Below are 17,340 nucleotides of genomic sequence, written 5' to 3'. Positions count from 1 at the left end.
AATAACTGAAAAATAAGCCTGTAAATTTTTATTTTATGAAAATATACAGGTTTATTTAAAAAATTTACCAAAAAAATTCACTTTATGTATGAAATTTATGAAAAAAAGGTTATAATGATATAATAGTGATAGTGGATGATAAAAAAAGATGAATGAATACAGATGATTTTTAATATTACAAATGTGTATTTATTCAAGTTTTTTTATAATAATTATAAAAAGATGTATGAAGAGATGTTAAAGCGTAGATACACTAATTTTATTTTTAATCTTTGCAAAATTAAACATGATTAATGCTTAGACAAAATAGATCTTCTAAAAGTGTAAACTTTCATGAGCATAATGCTGCAAACGGAATTATAACATCTTCGGTACATTAAAAAATAAGATTATGAAATAATGAAAAATTTAGTAGTAACTAAGTTCTGTTTTTCATACATTTAGTTACAAGTTAGGAGTTAAAATGGCAAATAAGAATAAAAACAAAAGCAAGATAAAGATAATACCTCTAGGAGGATTAGGTGAAATAGGGAAGAATATAACTGCCTTTGAATATGAAGATGAGATAGTAATTATAGATTGTGGATTAGCATTTCCAGATGAAGACCTTTATGGAATTGATCTTGTAATTCCCGATGTATCATATTTAGTGAAAAATAAAGATAAGGTAAAGGGATTCTTTATTACTCATGGACATGAAGATCATATAGGAGCGCTTCCATATGTTTTAAAACAAATTAATGCACCTTTATATGCTACAAAATTAACTATGGGGTTAATTGAAAGTAAATTAACAGAACATAATATACTTAGTGATTGTACATTAAATGTAGTAAAAGCAGGGGATATAGTAGAAATAGGTAGCTTCCAAATGGAATTTATTAGAACAAATCATAGTATAGCAGATAGTTGCTCTATTGCGCTGCATACACCTGTAGGAATAATTGTACATACTGGTGATTTTAAAGTGGATTTTACACCAATTGATGGAGAAGTTATTGATTTGCAAAGATATGCACAGTTAGGGAAAAAAGGTGTAGTACTTTTAATGGCTGAGAGTACTAATGCTCTTCAAAAAGGTTATACAATGTCAGAAAAGACTGTAGGTGAAACTTTAGAAAGTCTTTTCAATAAAGCAACTGGAAGAGTTATAGTAGCTACATTTGCATCTAATATTCATAGAGTTCAGCAAATTGCAAACGCTTCTGTAAAAAACGGTAGAAAAATTGCTTTTAGTGGAAGAAGTATGGAAAAAATAAGTGAAGTTGCTAGAACTCTTGGATATTTGTTTATACCAGAAGAAATGATAATAGATTTAAATGACATTAAAAAATATTCGAGTGAAAGAATTACAATAATAACAACTGGAAGCCAAGGCGAACCAATGGCAGCACTTACAAGAATATCATCAGGAACTCATAGGAGTATCCAAATAGAAAAGGGTGATACGATTATTATTTCTGCAACTCCAATACCTGGAAATCAAAAGGCTGTATCTAATGTTATAAATGATTTGACAGAAAAGGGCGCAGATGTAATATATAACGCAATAAGGGATATACATGTTTCAGGTCATGCTTGTGAACAAGAGCTTAGATTGATTCATGCTTTGTTAAAACCTAAATTCTTTATGCCTATACATGGCGAATATAAGCACTTAATAGGCCATGCTAAAATTGCAGAAAACATGGGCATGGATAAATCAAATATATTTGTATTAGAAACAGGAGAAATATTAGAATTAGCTAGAACTAAAGCACAAATAGCTGGTAAAGTTCCATCAGGAAGAATACTTATAGATGGAATTGGAGTAGGAGATGTTGGTAATGTAGTCCTACGAGACAGAAAAAACTTAGCTGAAGATGGTATTATAACAGTTGTAATAGCTATAGATAGGCAAAATAAAATAATATTATCTGGACCAGATATTATTACAAGAGGATTTGTATACGTTAGAGATTCTGAACAACTAATTAGAGATATTAGGGCAATAGTTATTAAAAGTGTAGAGAGATGTTTTAATAATAATATAACTCAATGGTCAGATATAAGAAATACTATAAGAAGAGAAATAGATAGTTTTGTATACACAAAAATGAAAAGAAAACCTATGATTTTACCTGTGATAACAGAAATATAAATTTAAACTAAAACAGACTAGATATGAAGTGTTATGTAATGTAGCACTTTATTTGTCTATGTTTTTTTGAATGTGCCTTATATAAAAAGTTATTTACCATATACGTAATTATAAATATTTATAAGGTGAGATTTTATCAAAATATATAAATGGTACCAAAGAAGGAGGGCGATGTCTTATGGATAGTAGAAAAGTGTTAATTGAGAAATCTCATAGGAGAAGCGAAAGCTATGGAGTTGAAAAAAAATCAAGTTATTCAAGGAAGATTCTTTTTGGAGAAGAATTAGAAAACATACTAAATGAGAATAAAGAATTAATAGACATATCTAAACTATACATTGACATGGTTTTCTCTGCTGTTATGGATAATGAATTTATTATAGTATTAACAGATAATAATGGATGTATTTTATATATAAAAGGAGCGGAAGAAAATAGTAGCAATATAAATTGTGTTAATATTAAGGTTGGAGCTTATATGGATGAACAAAATATAGGAACTAATGCTATGGGAACTGCTATTTCCGAAGATAAATGTGTTCAAATAACTGCTAGGGAACATTATATAGTTGGTCTTCAAGGGCTAACATGTTCAGCTGCACCTATTCACAATACAACTGGAGAGATTATAGGAACTTTAAATTTAACTGGTAGAAGTAATATGGAACATCCACATACCTTAGGACTCGTAGTATTTGGGGTAAAGGCCATTGAAAATGAATTGGATAACAAAAAAATAAATGATATATTAACTCAAACTTACAATTACATGGAAAGTGTTATAGATAATTTTGATAAGGGTATTATGATTTTAGATAAAGAAGGAAAAATAACTAATATTAATAAATTTGGAGCAGAAATATTTAATAGGGATAAAGATGCGTTGATAAAAGAAGAAGTACATTATATTTTACCGGATTTAGGAAATATATTAGTAGAAATAGATACAGATGAAAGTATTGTTATTAAAGAAGTGAAACTTAAACATACAAGTAAATATAAAACTAAATTAGTTTTTAAAGGAATTAGACAAAAGGAAAAGATAATTGGAATAGTTGTAACCATGAGTAATGAGAAAGAAGAAAAGGATATCAAAGATGCAACTGGAGCTTTTTTAACTTTTAATGATATTATAGGAGAAAGTGCAGCTATTGTTAATGTAGTGACAAACAGTAAACTTATTTCTAATAGTCCTTCAACTGTTTTAATTCAAGGAGAAAGTGGGACTGGAAAGGAAGTTCTAGCACAAGCTATGCATAATTATAGTTTGAGAAGAAACAATAAATTTGTAGCAATAAATTGTGGCGCGATACCTGCAAACTTAATAGAGAGTGAATTGTTTGGATACGAAGATGGAACTTTTACTGGTGGAAAAAAAGGTGGAAAGATGGGAAAATTTGAAATCGCTAGTGGTGGGACTTTATTTCTAGATGAGATAGGGGAAATGCCACTAGAGATGCAAGTTAATTTACTTAGAGTACTTCAAGGTGGCAGATTAACTAGGCTTGGGGGAGACACAGAAATTCCTATTGATGTTAGAGTAATTGTAGCTACAAACAAAAACTTAAAAAAAGAAGTTGAAAAGGGAAATTTTAGAGAAGATTTATATTATAGATTATGTGTTATTCCAATAAAATTACCACCTTTAAGAGAACGAAAAGGTGATGTGGAAAAACTTATAGAATATTTTTTGAGAATAAAGTCTTTTAAGTTAAATAAGGTAATGCCAAAGATTGCAGAAAATTTATATAATAACTTGCTGTCATATAATTGGCCAGGGAATATTAGGCAGTTAGAAAATTATATAGAAAATATAGTTAATTTAGATGGAAATATATCATTTGATTTATGGGAAGAAAATGACGAGAAAATAAATCAAGTAAACCATAAGGATAGGGAAATGACAGAGACAAGATTTCATGAAAATCAAGAAGCTAAAAAAGATAATTTTGATTTGGAATCATTAGAAATAAACATAATTAAAGAAGCTATGAAAGCATATGATCATAATATGACTAAAGCAGCTAAGGCTTTAGGAATAAGCAGAAATACATTATATTTAAAAATAAAGAAACACAAAATATAAATGTCCTAAAATAATACAATGTCCTAAAATCATACAATAATAATTTGGTTGACTGTATGATTTTAGGACATGAGTTTGTGGCAAAAGATTTACAAATGGGTGGTTCAGAGAGATTGACAAAATAATAACAATTTGGCATGGGTTTTGCTATATATATTTATAGAGGTTTAATATATGTTGCAATTAAGTTTGTAAATAAAACACAATTTTGTGATTTATATGTAATAAACCAATAAGGCACACTCAAAAAAATAACAAGTCCATTTGCCAGCATATTTTTCATCATGCTGCGTCGGCAAATTGACCTAATAGGCCCGCTATGAGGGAAATTCGTCTCCTTGCCTGATGAAAAATATTCATGGCAACTTTGGACTTGTTATTTTTTTTCATGTGCCTAACTAAATCAAGATAGATAAATTTTAGGAGGAGTTAATTATGGCACGTTTTACTTTACCAAGAGACATATATCATGGAGAAGGATCTCTACAAGAACTTAAAAATTTAAAAGGTAAAAAAGCTTTTGTAGTAGTTGGCGGTGGCTCTATGAAAAAATTTGGATTCCTTAAACAAGTTGAAGATTATTTAAAAGAAGCAGGAATGGAAGTAGAATTATTTGAAGGTGTAGAGCCAGACCCATCTGTAGAAACAGTAATGAAGGGTGCAGAAGCCATGAGAAACTTTCAGCCAGATTGGATAGTTGCAATTGGTGGAGGATCACCAATAGATGCAGCAAAGGCTATGTGGATATTCTATGAATACCCAGAGTTTACTTTTGAACAAGCAGTTATTCCATTTGGATTACCAGAACTTAGACAAAAAGCTAAATTTGTAGCTATTCCATCAACAAGTGGTACTGCTACAGAAGTTACAGCTTTCTCAGTAATAACAGATTATAAAGCAAAAATTAAATATCCTTTAGCTGACTTTAACATAACTCCAGATATAGCTATAGTTGATCCAGCACTTGCTCAAACTATGCCTAAGCAATTAGTTGCTCACACTGGAATGGATGCATTGACTCATGCAATAGAAGCATACACTGCATCATTTAGATCAAACTTTTCAGATCCATTAGCTATTAAAGCAATAGAAATGGTTAAAGCAAATTTATTTAAATCATTTGAAGGAGATAAAGAAGCTAGAAATTTAATGCATGAAGCTCAATGTTTAGCTGGAATGGCATTCTCAAATGCATTACTTGGAATAGTTCACTCAATGGCTCATAAAGTAGGTGCTGTATTCCACATACCTCATGGATGTGCTAATGCAATCTTCTTACCATATGTAATTCAATATAACAGAACAAAATGTGAAGATAGATATGCTGATATAGCTAGAACATTAAAATTAGAAGGAAATACAGATGCAGAATTAACTGATTCATTAATTAAAATGATTGATAAAATGAATGATGAATTAAGTATTCCTCATTCAATGAAAGAATATGGAATTGAAGAAGCAGAGTTTAAATCTTATCTTACATTTATCGCTCATAATGCAGTTTTAGATGCATGTACAGGATCAAGTCCTAGAGAAATAGATGATGCTACAATGGAAAAGCTATTTGAATGCACATATTATGGAACTAAAGTTACATTCTAATATGGCTTAATATAATTAAAATGCTCATAATTTCAACATAACATATAAACAAGGGGCTGTTTTGCTAAATGATTATCTTTTAATCATTATAAGCAACAGCCTTTTGTTATTGTATAGGAGAATATGATTAAATTCTATTTCTTATCATACCCATTTCGTTAAATTAACCAAATTATAACATAGTTTAAAATAAGGCCATGAGAAATATATTAATAACATTTCAACTACTCGCACAAATGTTATAATAGTAATATGAGATAACAATATTTCACAAGGAGGATAAGACTATGGGGGATTTTACTATTAATTCATATGACAAACACTTTAGTTTGAAAGATTTTAACCCAGATGATACTAATGGACTATTAAAAGGAAACGTAAAAGCAGAATATGAAAAGCTACAAGAGAAGTTTAGTGAACTTCAGGATGTGTTCTATGCAGCAAAAAAATATAGGCTATTAATTATACTGCAAGGAATGGATTGTAGTGGTAAGGATAGTACTATTAAAAAAGCATTATCAGGAGCAAATCCCATTGGATTTAATGTTGAGAATTTTAAAGTACCAAATCAAACAGAATTAGATCATGACTATCTTTGGAGGATACATAATAAAACACCAAGAAAAGGTGAAATTACGGCTTTTAATAGGTCATACTATGAAGATGTTCTTGTTCCACGTGTTCATAACACTATCGATGATAATATTATTTTTAGTAGATTTAGGGAAATCAATGAATTTGAAAAATATCTAGTTAATAATAACACAATTGTATTAAAGTTCTTTTTGCATATATCAAAGGAATTTCAATGGGAAAAGTTGAAAAATAGATTGGAGTCTCCAGAAAAGAATTGGAAGTTTTCAGTGGCAGATCTAAAGGAAAGAAAATTTTGGGACAGATATCAAGAATGTTATTCAGATGTTATTTCAAATTGCAGCACAAAAGAAGCTCCTTGGTATATAATTCCTGCAAATCATAGATGGTTTAGGGACTATATTATATTGAAAACTATTGTGAAAGCCATGGAAGATTTAAATTTGGAGTATCCACCTTTAGATGGAAATATTGAAGAATTTATGAAGGAATTGAATGAAAGTAAGTAGCTAAACTTAATTGTTGCTAAAAAGGAGTCAGTTAAAGGAGAAAATAAACATGGATAAATTGGTAGTGTATCTAATTGGGACTTTTTTTGTAATTGGAGGAATTGATTATATACTCGGAAGTCCTTTAAAGCTTGGTGTAAAATTTGAGGAAGGGATAAAGACAATGGGAGCGTTGGGTATTGGCATGATAGGAATATATTCGTTAGCTCCTATATTATCGAATTTTTTATCTACTATAATTATTCCTATATCTAGAGTGTTTCATTTAGATCCTTCTATATTCTCGGCAGCGTTTTTAGCTGTAGATATGGGCGGGTATCAAATAGCTACTAAGCTGGCATTAACTAAGGAAATGGGCATGTTTTCAGGAATTATTATAGCATCCACTTTAGGTGCAACTATTAGTTTTTCAATACCTGTTGCTCTTGGAATGATTTCTAAGGAAGATGAAAAGTATTTTTCTAAAGGGGTTATGATTGGTATTATTACTATACCTATTGGATGTCTTGTAGCTGGATTATGGCAAAAAATAAATTTTAATATTTTGGTATGGAATCTCCTGCCAATATTTATTTTTGCTATTGTCTTGGGAATAGGATTATTAAAATTTCATAATGTTTTAATGAAAGGGTTTAATATTTTTGGAAAGCTAATAATGGCCTTAAGTGTCGTTGGATTACTATTACAGGGAATAGAGGCTATATTTCAATTGAAGATTGTCTCTGGGCTGGCACCACTTTCTGAATCTACATACATAGTTGGTAAAATAGCATTTGTTTTAGCTGGAGCATATCCAATGCTGGAAGTTATAAATCGCATTTTTAAAAATAGTCTTGAAAAAATAGGTAAGAAATTCGGAATTAACGAAGTTGCAGTAGCAGGTATTTTAGGAAACTTAGCTAGTAACCTTTTGATATTTGGAACTTATAAAGAAATGGATCCTAAGGGTAAGGTGATTTGTACTGCATTTGCAGTAAGTGGAGCTTTTGTATTTGGTGGTCAGTTTGGATTTGTGTCAGGAATAGCGCCTGAAATGTTAGGAGCGTTTATTATATCTAAACTTACAGCTGGAATAATTAGTATTGTACTAGCTACAAAGTTGTATGAACGTGAAGAGAAAAATATAAGCTTAAAGAAAGTGAAGGTATAAAATATGAAAATTAAAGATAGGGTTGAAAACTTAAGAAAATTAATGAAGGAAAACAAAATGGATGCTTACATAATTCCGAGTTTTGATGCTCACATGAGCGAGTATGTAGCAGATTACTTTAGAGGCAGAACATGGATATCTGGCTTTACAGGTTCAGCAGGAACAGCGGTAATTACATTAGAAGATGCTGGATTATGGACAGATGGTAGATATTATATTCAAGCTGAAAAACAACTTGAAGGTTCTGGAATCAGATTATTTAAAGGAGCAGAACCAAGTGTACCTTCTTATACAGAGTGGCTTAACGATACCCTTAAAGAAGGAAGCATTGTTGGTTTTGATGGGAATGTTTTTTCAATAGACATGGTTAAAGATATGGAAAAAGAATTTAAAGCAAAGAAAATATCGTTAAAAATAGAAAAAGATTTACTTAATGAATTGTGGGAAAATAGACCAGAAATGCCTAAGGGTTCAGTTTTTCTACATGAAGTAAAATATGCAGGTAAGTCTAGAACACAAAAACTAAGTGAAGTAAGAGAAGAAATGAAGAAGCATAATGCAAATTATTACTTATTAACTTCATTGGATGATATTGCATGGCTTTTAAATATAAGAGGAGCTGATGTAGAAAATAATCCAGTTGTAATTTCTCATGTAATAGTAGCAGAAGATAAATGTTATTTATTTGTTGATTCGTCAAAGGTATCTAATGATGTTAAATTAGAATTAGTAGCTGAAGGTGTTAAGCTTAAAGGCTATGATGAAATACAAAAGTTTTTAGAAGGACTCACAAGTAAAGATACAATTTTATTTGATAAGACTAGAACAAATATATGCTTATATAATGCCATTAACATTGATACAACGAAAATAGAATCACCTAATGTTACTACTAACTTAAAAGCTATTAAAAATGAAATTGAGACAGAAAATTTAAAAGCTTGTGAAGTGCAAGATGGAGTAGCTATGGTGAAATTTATAAAATGGCTAAAAACATCTGTTGGTAAAGAAGAAATTACAGAAATTTCAGCAGCAGACAAATTAGAAGGCTTCAGACGCGAAATAGAACTATTTGCAGGTCTTAGCTTTGATACGATAGCAGGATATAAAGAACATGCTGCAATGATGCATTATAAAGCAAGTAAAGAAACTCAATATACTCTAAAAAATGAAGGATTCTTATTAGTTGACTCAGGTGGACAATATTTTAATGGGACAACAGATACTACAAGAACTATAGTACTTGGAAAACTTACAGAAGAAGAAAAAAGAGATTATACTTTGGTGTTAAAATCTAACATTGCATTAAGCACAGCTAAATTCTTAGAGGGATGTACAGGTGGTAATTTAGATGTACTCGCAAGACAACCAATATGGCAATATGGCTTAGATTATAAGTGTGGAACAGGTCATGGGGTAGGATTTTTCTTAAATGTTCATGAAGGACCTCAAAGCTTTAGAACAACTAATAATATAAAAATAGAAAAAGGTATGGTTATTACTAATGAACCAGGAATATATAAAGAAGGAAAATTCGGTATAAGAACTGAAAATATGATGATTGTACTTGAAGATGAAAAAACAGAATTTGGGCAGTTTATGAAGTTTGAAGCAATTACATATTGTCCTATTGATTTAGATGGAATAAATAAAGATATGTTAACTGACTTGGAAAAACAATGGTTAAACAATTATCATAAAGATGTATATACAAAACTTATTCCTTATTTAAATGAAGAAGAGAAAGCTTGGTTGGAACAAGAGACTGGGGAAATATAGAAAAAATATAAAGGAATAATATTGTAATAAAAAAGGCACTAAACATTTTGATTTTGAAATGTTTAGTGTCTTTAAATAAAGCTAGGGAGGCGTAACGTAGATATGAATATAATTATTAACAATCAAAATATTATAACCAATAAGCAAATCAATAGAGTTTTAAAATTGACTAAGTTTAAGGATTTAGACAATACTAAATTGATTGTATTAGAAAAGAAAGCTGATATATTTCAAGCTAAAAGAATAATATATTATAATCATTTTCTACAAACTTATAATTGTGAAGGGGTTTATAATCAATTTTATGATTTTACAATGGTTAAGCTTTATAACTTAGAAGGAAATATTGAAGATAAAAGATTATATGGTATTGGGGTATTATTGCATGAGCTTAAACATAGAGATGATTTAATGCTTAATGGAAATACAAATGAAATATCAGCTGATAAATATGCCAAGAAATTTTTAAATAATAATTCTAATGTAATAAAAGATATTTTAAAATTAAAAAGCGAATGGGAAATAGAAGATTTTTAGGACTTTATAATATCAGAATTTTTTTATTATAGAACTTCAAATGGAACAATTTTAGTTAGGGTATAATTCTAAAAAATGGGGAAGTTAGTCATTAGATCCATATTCTATGTTGACAAATTTTAGCTACAGATGTAAAGTTAAAAGGGTACTTTTTATGAAAAATGTACCAGAAATATCACATGCTAAATGGGAAATAATTAAATTATACGAGGAGAATTAAAATGATAAAACAAATTAAAAAGGGCTCTTATAAAATATCTAGAGTGGCTGTGCTCAGTTGTTTAATAGCTACAACTGTATCAATTACAAATGGTGTAGCAGTTAAAGCACTAGATGTTAACAATACTACAGTAACTACAGCGACTAATATAACAAATACAAATGCTAAACATGAATTTCTTATTGATGAAACTTCAAAATCTTATGATGATATAAATAAAGTAGGAAAAGTAGCAAATTTAAAATTCAAAGTACCTGATTTTCTTCCAGAAGGATGTAAATTAGGCGGTTTTCATCTTTTAAAGCTTTCAGATCAGGATAATAGTTTGAAAATATTTTTCGACTCAAAGGATAAAGAAGGCACTAATTTTTTATTTCAAGTTTCTGAAAAAGACCCTATAGATGTAATAAAGAAATTTGAAGCTGAAAGTAATGGACATTTTCAAGATGCTAAATTAGATACAAAAGAAGAATCTATGAAATTAGAAGGAATTGATGGATCAAATGTTACGCTAACAGCTACTTTTTCACCTAAGAAAATGGAAGATGGTGTTTTTACAGAGGCGTATACAGAGACTAACAAGTATTTCATATGGAAAAATGAAGGGTTATGGTACGGTATAAATTACAATTCAGTCTTTACGAATTCAAAAAACAAAAGTAAGCAATGGTCTAATCTTTCACAAGATGATATAGGAAAAATAGCAAAATCTATAAAATATCCAGGGGAAGTAAAAAGTGTAAGTTACTCAGTGCCAGAACGAGAAGTTTCAACAGAAATCGGAGTAATGAGTATTTATGATAAAGAAGATTTAGAAAAGGCAAGCAAGATTCTTGGATTTAAACCTAAACTTCCATTAAAAATTAATGAAGATATAAAAATAACTGGAGCAGGAGTCGGAATTGCAGGGGATTCTGATATAAAAAATAATAAGATTAATTATGAAATTAACAACTTTTATTCCAATAAAAATGGTTCAATAACTTTTAATCAAGGAAAAACTTCGAGATATTATGAGGACATAAAGAAGAATGGATATTTTACTACGGATTCTACAGAAAATAATAAACCTAAACAAATTAAAGCTGAAAAATTAAACATTAATAATAATGAAGTTTTTAAATATGAAGAAACTGATTATGGTTATAGTTTAACTTATGAGTGGAAAGAAAATGATATTTATTATTCAGTAACATTTTTTGATAAAACTGAAAATTCTGATGAAATAATTAAAGAATTTGTTAATTCTAAACCTATAAATTAATTTGAAATTTGGGCTTTTGTAATAGATTTTGATTTTTATTAAGACTAGAAATAAAAAATAGAAGTAGCTCCATTAGTTATAATGAAGCTACTTCTGATAAATTAAAGTCTTATAATAGTATAAAAGTAGTATATTTAGGAATAATTATAATTAGGTGCTGAGCTAAAATGAGGAGATTAAATGAATAATACTCAAAGGATTTTATTGGTTATTTATCTTCCTATTACCCTTTTAATACTTATTCTAGATAATATTTACCCTAAAGAAAATATGGTTTTATATCTTAAATATACTATTATGATTACACTTTTTTTATCAGCTATAACAATGCAAAAAAAAATTCGTGAGCAAAAAATTATGGCTCTGTCTTTCTTTTTTCTAGTAGTTGCTGACTTCTTTTTGGTATTTATAAATACTATAGATAATTTAAAATTAAATTTTTCAGCACTTGGAGTTATTGGTTTTCTTTTTGCATACATTTGTTTGATTGTTGCTTATCAGAAAAATTTCAAGGTAGGAAAAGAAGAAATTATAGTAGCTATACCTATAGGAATTATTTTTATATATGTATTTATATCTTTACAGCCATATGTGAAGGGGGGAATGTTCATAGGAGCACTAATATTTTTAATTGTATTATGCTACATGACTTGGACTTCGATTTGCACGATTTTTAGAGGGTACTTCACCAAAAAATCAGCTTTGTTAATTGCAATTTCTGGCATTCTCATGTTTATTTGTGATATAGGAGTCGCATTTTCTAGGTTTCATTCTATTTATTCAAAAATGTATGTGCCATGGCTTGCTAATATAATTTGGACTACATATATTCCAGGATGGACTCTTTTGGTTGTGGTAATATGTGAAAAAAATTTAATCATTGGTATGCAGGATAAATGAAAAATTAGTTTATAAGTAAGTAGGAGAATAAGTAAAAAGTCCCTGCATATTGCATGCAGAGACTTTTTAACTATTTTCTTAAGTTGAAGGAAAACTTAACTTAAGAATAAACTATTCAAAATTTGTCACTTATCTTATAGGACAAACTCCATTTGCACATTCTTTATCAATAATTTCATGTTCTTCATCATCATCAAGCTCAGATAATAATTCATAATCTATTGGTTTAATATTTTTTAAACGTTCTTCATAATCTTCTTTTGTTGTAGATTCATATGGAAGTAGAGGATAAGTTTCATCGAATAGTGGTAAGAAAGTTATACCAACTACATACTCAAAATTTTCATAAAGCCAGGCAGCTACATCATCCCATTCTTCATCTTTTACATGTACAGTAATTGAAGTGTTATGATCTGTCCAGTTTAGCATTGATAATTTATAAAGCTCAAGCTGTTCTATAGCGCCAACATCATATTTTGTTTTTCCCTTTGGGGATTTTACTGGGAACTCTATAACTTTTGTTGTACAATTTTCATCTGTTTGACCATTTTCATTATAAATAGGATAACATTGAAGTTCTTCTATCATTTTATATAATGGGTCAGATGTAGAAATTCTAACTCTTCTAATATAATAATTAGAATGTGAATAATGTATTCCTGAACTTACACATGGTAGAGTTGAGAGAGATCCCTCAGGCTTAATTGTAGTCATAAGCTCAGGTACTGAAACTGCAAGTTCATTACAATATCGCATGCCTTCATTTCTAACAACTTCTTTTAAATGGTTTAATAATTTACCTAAATCTTCATAGGTCATATTTATTTTGTTAACCATATCCATCATACCAGTTAAAGAAATTCCAATTATTCTATCTTCTTTCATAACCTTATCCCATTCTGGAAGCTCTACAGTTACTAAGGTCATTCTAATTGCAACTCTTGTAGATAATTTTAATACTTCATCTAAATGTTCAATATCTAGTTTATTATTTTCATTTACAAAAGCTACTAAATTATTTGTAGATAAATTACAGCATTCATGAGATTTAAGTAAAATTTCGCCACATGGATTACAACCCTTAAAAGAATCTTTTCTTTTTGCGGCTTCAGTTCCATTAATAAATCCTGGTTCACCATTTATTTTTATGGAATTTAATATTTCCTTTATTTTATCTAAAGATGGTGTTTCTTTATATAATACAGAATTATTACTCATTTTTCGATGAGAAACATCTTGGTTTTCTATCCAATTACCATCCACTATTTTGTAAAGCTCACTTTTTGCATTAATAACATCTTTATCATCTTCATCACAAAGAATCATCATAGCACTACGTCTAACTCCACCAGATACAACATTTTCACTTACTATAGTAGCCAAATCAAGAACGTCTATTGATTTTAAGTAGCCATCTACAAGATTATTACAAACCTTATTAATTTTTTCAAACATTCTCTTTAGAGATTTGTGGCCAGAAGCGCGTCCTCCAAATCTTTTTAGTCTTTCACCTTCAGGTCTAACATAACTATAATCAATTATTACTTTTTTAATATTAATATAATCTGGGAGCGTAATTAATTCAAAGTAAATTTCTAGTGCGCTGCACCAACCCTCTTTACTATCACCAACTTTGATTGTAGCTATAGAGGAATCTTTTGTATCTAAAGTGAGTTTTGTATCTTCCATATATTCTTTTGGCATATATTTATGAACATCTTGTGTGTATTCTCCAGTTAAAGAGATATTTCTAACTTTAGGCATATTTGATATTAGGTCTTTATCAATTCTAACTCCAACACCAGAACCAACCATAAGAAGATAAAATACATCTACAAAATCATGAAATTGCTCAATCATAGTAAAACAACAATTATAATTTGAAAGTGGATATTTCTTAACTATATCAGTTCCACCCATATAAAGAGTTCTGCCAGATGTAAAAGTTCTTAAATTAAATAAATTATCAAAAAGAAATTCAGCTTCTTTGATTTCATCTTTCATATTTATAAATAGTCCATGTTTCTTTTTAAAATCTATACCAAGTTCAAGATTATATTCAGTTGTTCTAAGAACAGTTTCAAACCAATTTTCTCTTCTTTTTTTATCATCTAAATACCTTGAATAAGTTCTTAAATAAACAAATTCACCAATATTGCTTAAGGGTGATTTAGTAATATCTCTATATTCCTTTAAAAATTCTTCTGATAATATTTTATTCATGTATATTCCTCCAAGCTTGATTTTAAGTAATTTATGAAGCTTTTAAGCTCCTTTTATTATTGCAAATTATAGTATATTTTATTAAGTGATAATTGTTATTCTATACTATTTTATAAGAAAATACAATATGTTGTGCTTATAAAAATTTATGAAACACCATATATAGATTATACCCTGTTGTATTTCCAATATACTAATAACAAAAAAATAAATATATATTATAAAATAAATTGATTATATTATTGTTAAATAGCTTTAAGATAATAGAATTATACTTAAATCAAGTATAATTAATGAGTTAGTTAAAGATCAGATAGCTTAAAGCCATCTGATCTTAATAATTAAAGTGTCAAAATTAAGTGTTTCTTTTTCTAAATCTAGTCCATATATATGAGCTTAATAAAATAATCGCAAAGGGGAGTATAGTATAAAAAATTCTATTTTCAATGATTGCAGTTTTCCACATAAGGTAGTTATCATATTCTCCAAATACATTAAACCTTATTACATATTTGGTTAATCCATATTGTCCAATTAAATTTTGTATACTGCTGAAACATAGAAATAATTGAACTATTATTGCAAAAATTGGATTATTAAAAATTGCAGATATTAGTATTCCAAAAGCAGTAGCAAAAAGTACAGTTGGACCTATCCAAGCAAAAGTGTATTTATATATAGCCATTCTATCAATTACAGAATTAGTGTCTAAAGCAAATTTTGAATATGCTAAGGTAGTATAGGTTGCGAGTATCAAGTAACATCCCATTATGCAAACACATATTCCTATATATTTAGCTAGAATATATTTTGTAAATGAAACTTTAGAGCTATATATATTTTCGTAATCTTTTTTGTTTTTTTCTCTGACAAAAATAAATGCAGATAAAAATACGGGAAAGAATCCTGCTGTAATACCCATATAGTCAGCAAAAAGCCTTCCATATGCATTAGTAAATTTATCTTTTTCCATAACATCATTATAAGCTTTCAAAGCATTTTCTGAGGATATTTCTTCATACCCAAGACCATATTTTTCGGGATTACCATAAATTGTATTGCCATTTAAATTTTTATCCAAATCTTTAAGTATATCTAAATATTCATTATATGAAACTTTTATTTCTAAATTATTTTCACTGTCAAAGATATAAATCTTATCAATAGTAGCTTTTAAATAATTTTTTTCACTATCATTTAACTTAGCATCATATCCAAATGAGAATTTATATTTTAGAACAGTACCTTTTTCATAAGCACTACCTAGCCATAAATACATATGTTTCATTTCTTTGTCTTTATCTGTTATTTTTTCATAGTTATAATGATTTTCTTTTTGTGTTGTTAATGTTAAGTCACTTTTTGTTGGAATACCAAGCTGAGAAAAAAACATTAGTAAAACTACTATAAAAAAGCCATAAAAGGTTGCATTTTTGAGCTGATATTTTATTTCCTTCCATATAATATTTAAAATCATTGTGAGATCTCCTTTGAGTAATTTTCATAATAGCAGCAAAACCCTAAAATGCAAATTCCTAAAACAAATACATAAATCATATCAAAACTCTTAGTTATTAACACAGGAATTAAGATTATACATAGAATTATACTAAAAACTAAGGTTAGTTTAATGCTTTTTTTCATATTTGTTTTTTTATACTGTTGAATTTTTTCTTCTTCGTATCTAACATGCTCAATATAATTTATTTTCCTCCGAACATTATCAATAAATTCCTTATCTTTTTCATTCACTTGTACATTCCTCCTGTTCAATTAACAATTTTAATTTTCTTCGTGCTCTAAAAACAAGTATTTTCATTTGAGCTAAATTTTTTTCCAGGATAGTTCCGGCTTCTTTATAACTAAATTCTTCATAATCTATTAAATAAATTGCAATCTTGTAATCTTCCTTTAATTTATTTATATTCTTTATAACTAAATTTTTTCTTTCATTTCTCAATATTATGTCTTCAGGAGTATCGGAGTTGCTTAAATTATATAAATTAGACTGAAGATCTTCTCTTTTGGATTTTCTGTAATAGTCAATACTTTTATTTCGTATAATGCTAAATAAATAAGTTTTAAAAGAATATTTTTCATTATATTTATCTTTATATACATACAAATAAGCAAAGCTTTCTTGAGTAATATCTTCTGCAATAAATTTATCTAAGGTATACCGTTGTGCAAAACATATTGCGTTAGCTCTATATTTTATTATAAGTTCTTCAAAGGAATTTTCATTGCCTTCTTGAAACTTTTTCATTAGTAGTTTATCTTCATCCACTAGCATACCTCCTTTTATATAGGGACATTCAAGTCTTTCAATTTTCTTT

At 28.5% G+C, this 17,340-nt stretch carries 13 protein-coding genes; 9 read left to right on the top strand and 4 right to left on the bottom strand.

The features are described from left to right. The first annotated feature begins 463 nt into the window (after window positions 1-463). The 9 genes from psyc5s11_RS14500 to psyc5s11_RS14460 all read left to right on the top strand — a co-directional run bounded on the left by psyc5s11_RS14500 (window position 464) and on the right by psyc5s11_RS14460 (window position 12,781). A complete protein-coding gene (locus tag psyc5s11_RS14500) occupies window positions 464-2,140 on the top strand; it encodes a ribonuclease J (protein WP_224033218.1) in 1,677 nt (558 codons plus the stop codon). A 178-nt stretch (window positions 2,141-2,318) separates the two neighbouring features. Beyond that, entirely contained in the window at window positions 2,319-4,226 is a 1,908-nt protein-coding gene (locus tag psyc5s11_RS14495) for a sigma-54-dependent Fis family transcriptional regulator (protein WP_224033217.1), read from the top strand. 435 nt (window positions 4,227-4,661) lie between these two features. Then, a complete protein-coding gene (locus psyc5s11_RS14490; RefSeq protein ID WP_224033216.1) occupies window positions 4,662-5,828 on the top strand; it encodes an iron-containing alcohol dehydrogenase in 1,167 nt (388 codons plus the stop codon). Window positions 5,829-6,115: 287 nt separating this feature from the next. Further along, the gene (locus psyc5s11_RS14485; protein ID WP_224033215.1) at window positions 6,116-6,931 is read left to right on the top strand and encodes a PPK2 family polyphosphate kinase; all 816 of its coding nucleotides are present in this window, start codon (window positions 6,116-6,118) and stop codon (window positions 6,929-6,931) included. A 49-nt stretch (window positions 6,932-6,980) separates the two neighbouring features. After that, window positions 6,981-8,081, top strand: a complete 1,101-nt coding sequence (gene eutH, locus psyc5s11_RS14480; protein ID WP_224033214.1) for an ethanolamine utilization protein EutH — start codon at window positions 6,981-6,983, stop codon at window positions 8,079-8,081. Between the two features lie 3 nt (window positions 8,082-8,084). Then, entirely contained in the window at window positions 8,085-9,860 is a 1,776-nt protein-coding gene (locus psyc5s11_RS14475; RefSeq protein ID WP_224033213.1) for an aminopeptidase P family protein, read from the top strand. A 102-nt stretch (window positions 9,861-9,962) separates the two neighbouring features. Beyond that, a complete protein-coding gene (locus psyc5s11_RS14470; RefSeq protein ID WP_224033212.1) occupies window positions 9,963-10,397 on the top strand; it encodes a hypothetical protein in 435 nt (144 codons plus the stop codon). A gap of 221 nt (window positions 10,398-10,618) precedes the next feature. Beyond that, on the top strand, window positions 10,619-11,881 hold the full coding sequence (locus psyc5s11_RS14465; protein ID WP_224033211.1) for a peptidase M56, BlaR1: 1,263 nt from the start codon (window positions 10,619-10,621) through the stop codon (window positions 11,879-11,881). Between the two features lie 180 nt (window positions 11,882-12,061). Next, window positions 12,062-12,781, top strand: coding sequence for a lysoplasmalogenase family protein (locus tag psyc5s11_RS14460; RefSeq protein WP_224033210.1), 720 nt, complete (start codon window positions 12,062-12,064; stop codon window positions 12,779-12,781). Between the two features lie 129 nt (window positions 12,782-12,910). On the opposite strand, the gene nrdJ is transcribed toward psyc5s11_RS14460, so the two are convergent. The 4 genes from nrdJ to psyc5s11_RS14440 form a co-directional block, all read right to left on the bottom strand. Further along, window positions 12,911-15,004: a ribonucleoside-triphosphate reductase, adenosylcobalamin-dependent gene (gene nrdJ / locus psyc5s11_RS14455; RefSeq protein WP_224033209.1), complete on the bottom strand. Its 2,094-nt coding sequence runs from the start codon at window positions 15,002-15,004 to the stop codon at window positions 12,911-12,913. 355 nt (window positions 15,005-15,359) lie between these two features. Continuing rightward, on the bottom strand, window positions 15,360-16,481 hold the full coding sequence (locus tag psyc5s11_RS14450; protein ID WP_224033208.1) for an ABC transporter permease: 1,122 nt from the start codon (window positions 16,479-16,481) through the stop codon (window positions 15,360-15,362). After that, window positions 16,478-16,756: a hypothetical protein gene (locus tag psyc5s11_RS14445; protein WP_224033207.1), complete on the bottom strand. Its 279-nt coding sequence runs from the start codon at window positions 16,754-16,756 to the stop codon at window positions 16,478-16,480. The genes psyc5s11_RS14450 and psyc5s11_RS14445 overlap by 4 nt, the downstream gene beginning before the upstream one ends. After that, entirely contained in the window at window positions 16,749-17,291 is a 543-nt protein-coding gene (locus tag psyc5s11_RS14440) for an RNA polymerase sigma factor (RefSeq protein WP_224033206.1), read from the bottom strand. The genes psyc5s11_RS14445 and psyc5s11_RS14440 overlap by 8 nt, the downstream gene beginning before the upstream one ends. Window positions 17,292-17,340 lie beyond the last annotated feature (49 nt).

This window comes from Clostridium gelidum (assembly GCF_019977655.1).
Lineage (GTDB): Bacteria > Bacillota > Clostridia > Clostridiales > Clostridiaceae > Clostridium > Clostridium gelidum.
The sequence above is the reverse complement of the archived record's forward strand: the minus strand, read 5'-3'. Positions and strand labels throughout refer to the sequence as shown.

Excerpts from the sequence above, each read along its gene's own strand:
- psyc5s11_RS14500 (WP_224033218.1), top strand. The coding sequence starts at position 464 with ATGGCAAATAAGAATAAAAACAAAAGCAAGATAAAGATAATACCTCTA.
- psyc5s11_RS14495 (WP_224033217.1), top strand. The coding sequence starts at position 2,319 with ATGGATAGTAGAAAAGTGTTAATTGAGAAATCTCATAGGAGAAGCGAA.
- psyc5s11_RS14490 (WP_224033216.1), top strand. The coding sequence starts at position 4,662 with ATGGCACGTTTTACTTTACCAAGAGACATATATCATGGAGAAGGATCT.
- psyc5s11_RS14485 (WP_224033215.1), top strand. The coding sequence starts at position 6,116 with ATGGGGGATTTTACTATTAATTCATATGACAAACACTTTAGTTTGAAA.
- eutH (WP_224033214.1), top strand. The coding sequence starts at position 6,981 with ATGGATAAATTGGTAGTGTATCTAATTGGGACTTTTTTTGTAATTGGA.
- psyc5s11_RS14475 (WP_224033213.1), top strand. The coding sequence starts at position 8,085 with ATGAAAATTAAAGATAGGGTTGAAAACTTAAGAAAATTAATGAAGGAA.
- psyc5s11_RS14470 (WP_224033212.1), top strand. The coding sequence starts at position 9,963 with ATGAATATAATTATTAACAATCAAAATATTATAACCAATAAGCAAATC.
- psyc5s11_RS14465 (WP_224033211.1), top strand. The coding sequence starts at position 10,619 with ATGATAAAACAAATTAAAAAGGGCTCTTATAAAATATCTAGAGTGGCT.
- psyc5s11_RS14460 (WP_224033210.1), top strand. The coding sequence starts at position 12,062 with ATGAATAATACTCAAAGGATTTTATTGGTTATTTATCTTCCTATTACC.
- nrdJ (WP_224033209.1), bottom strand. The coding sequence starts at position 15,004 with ATGAATAAAATATTATCAGAAGAATTTTTAAAGGAATATAGAGATATT.
- psyc5s11_RS14450 (WP_224033208.1), bottom strand. The coding sequence starts at position 16,481 with ATGATTTTAAATATTATATGGAAGGAAATAAAATATCAGCTCAAAAAT.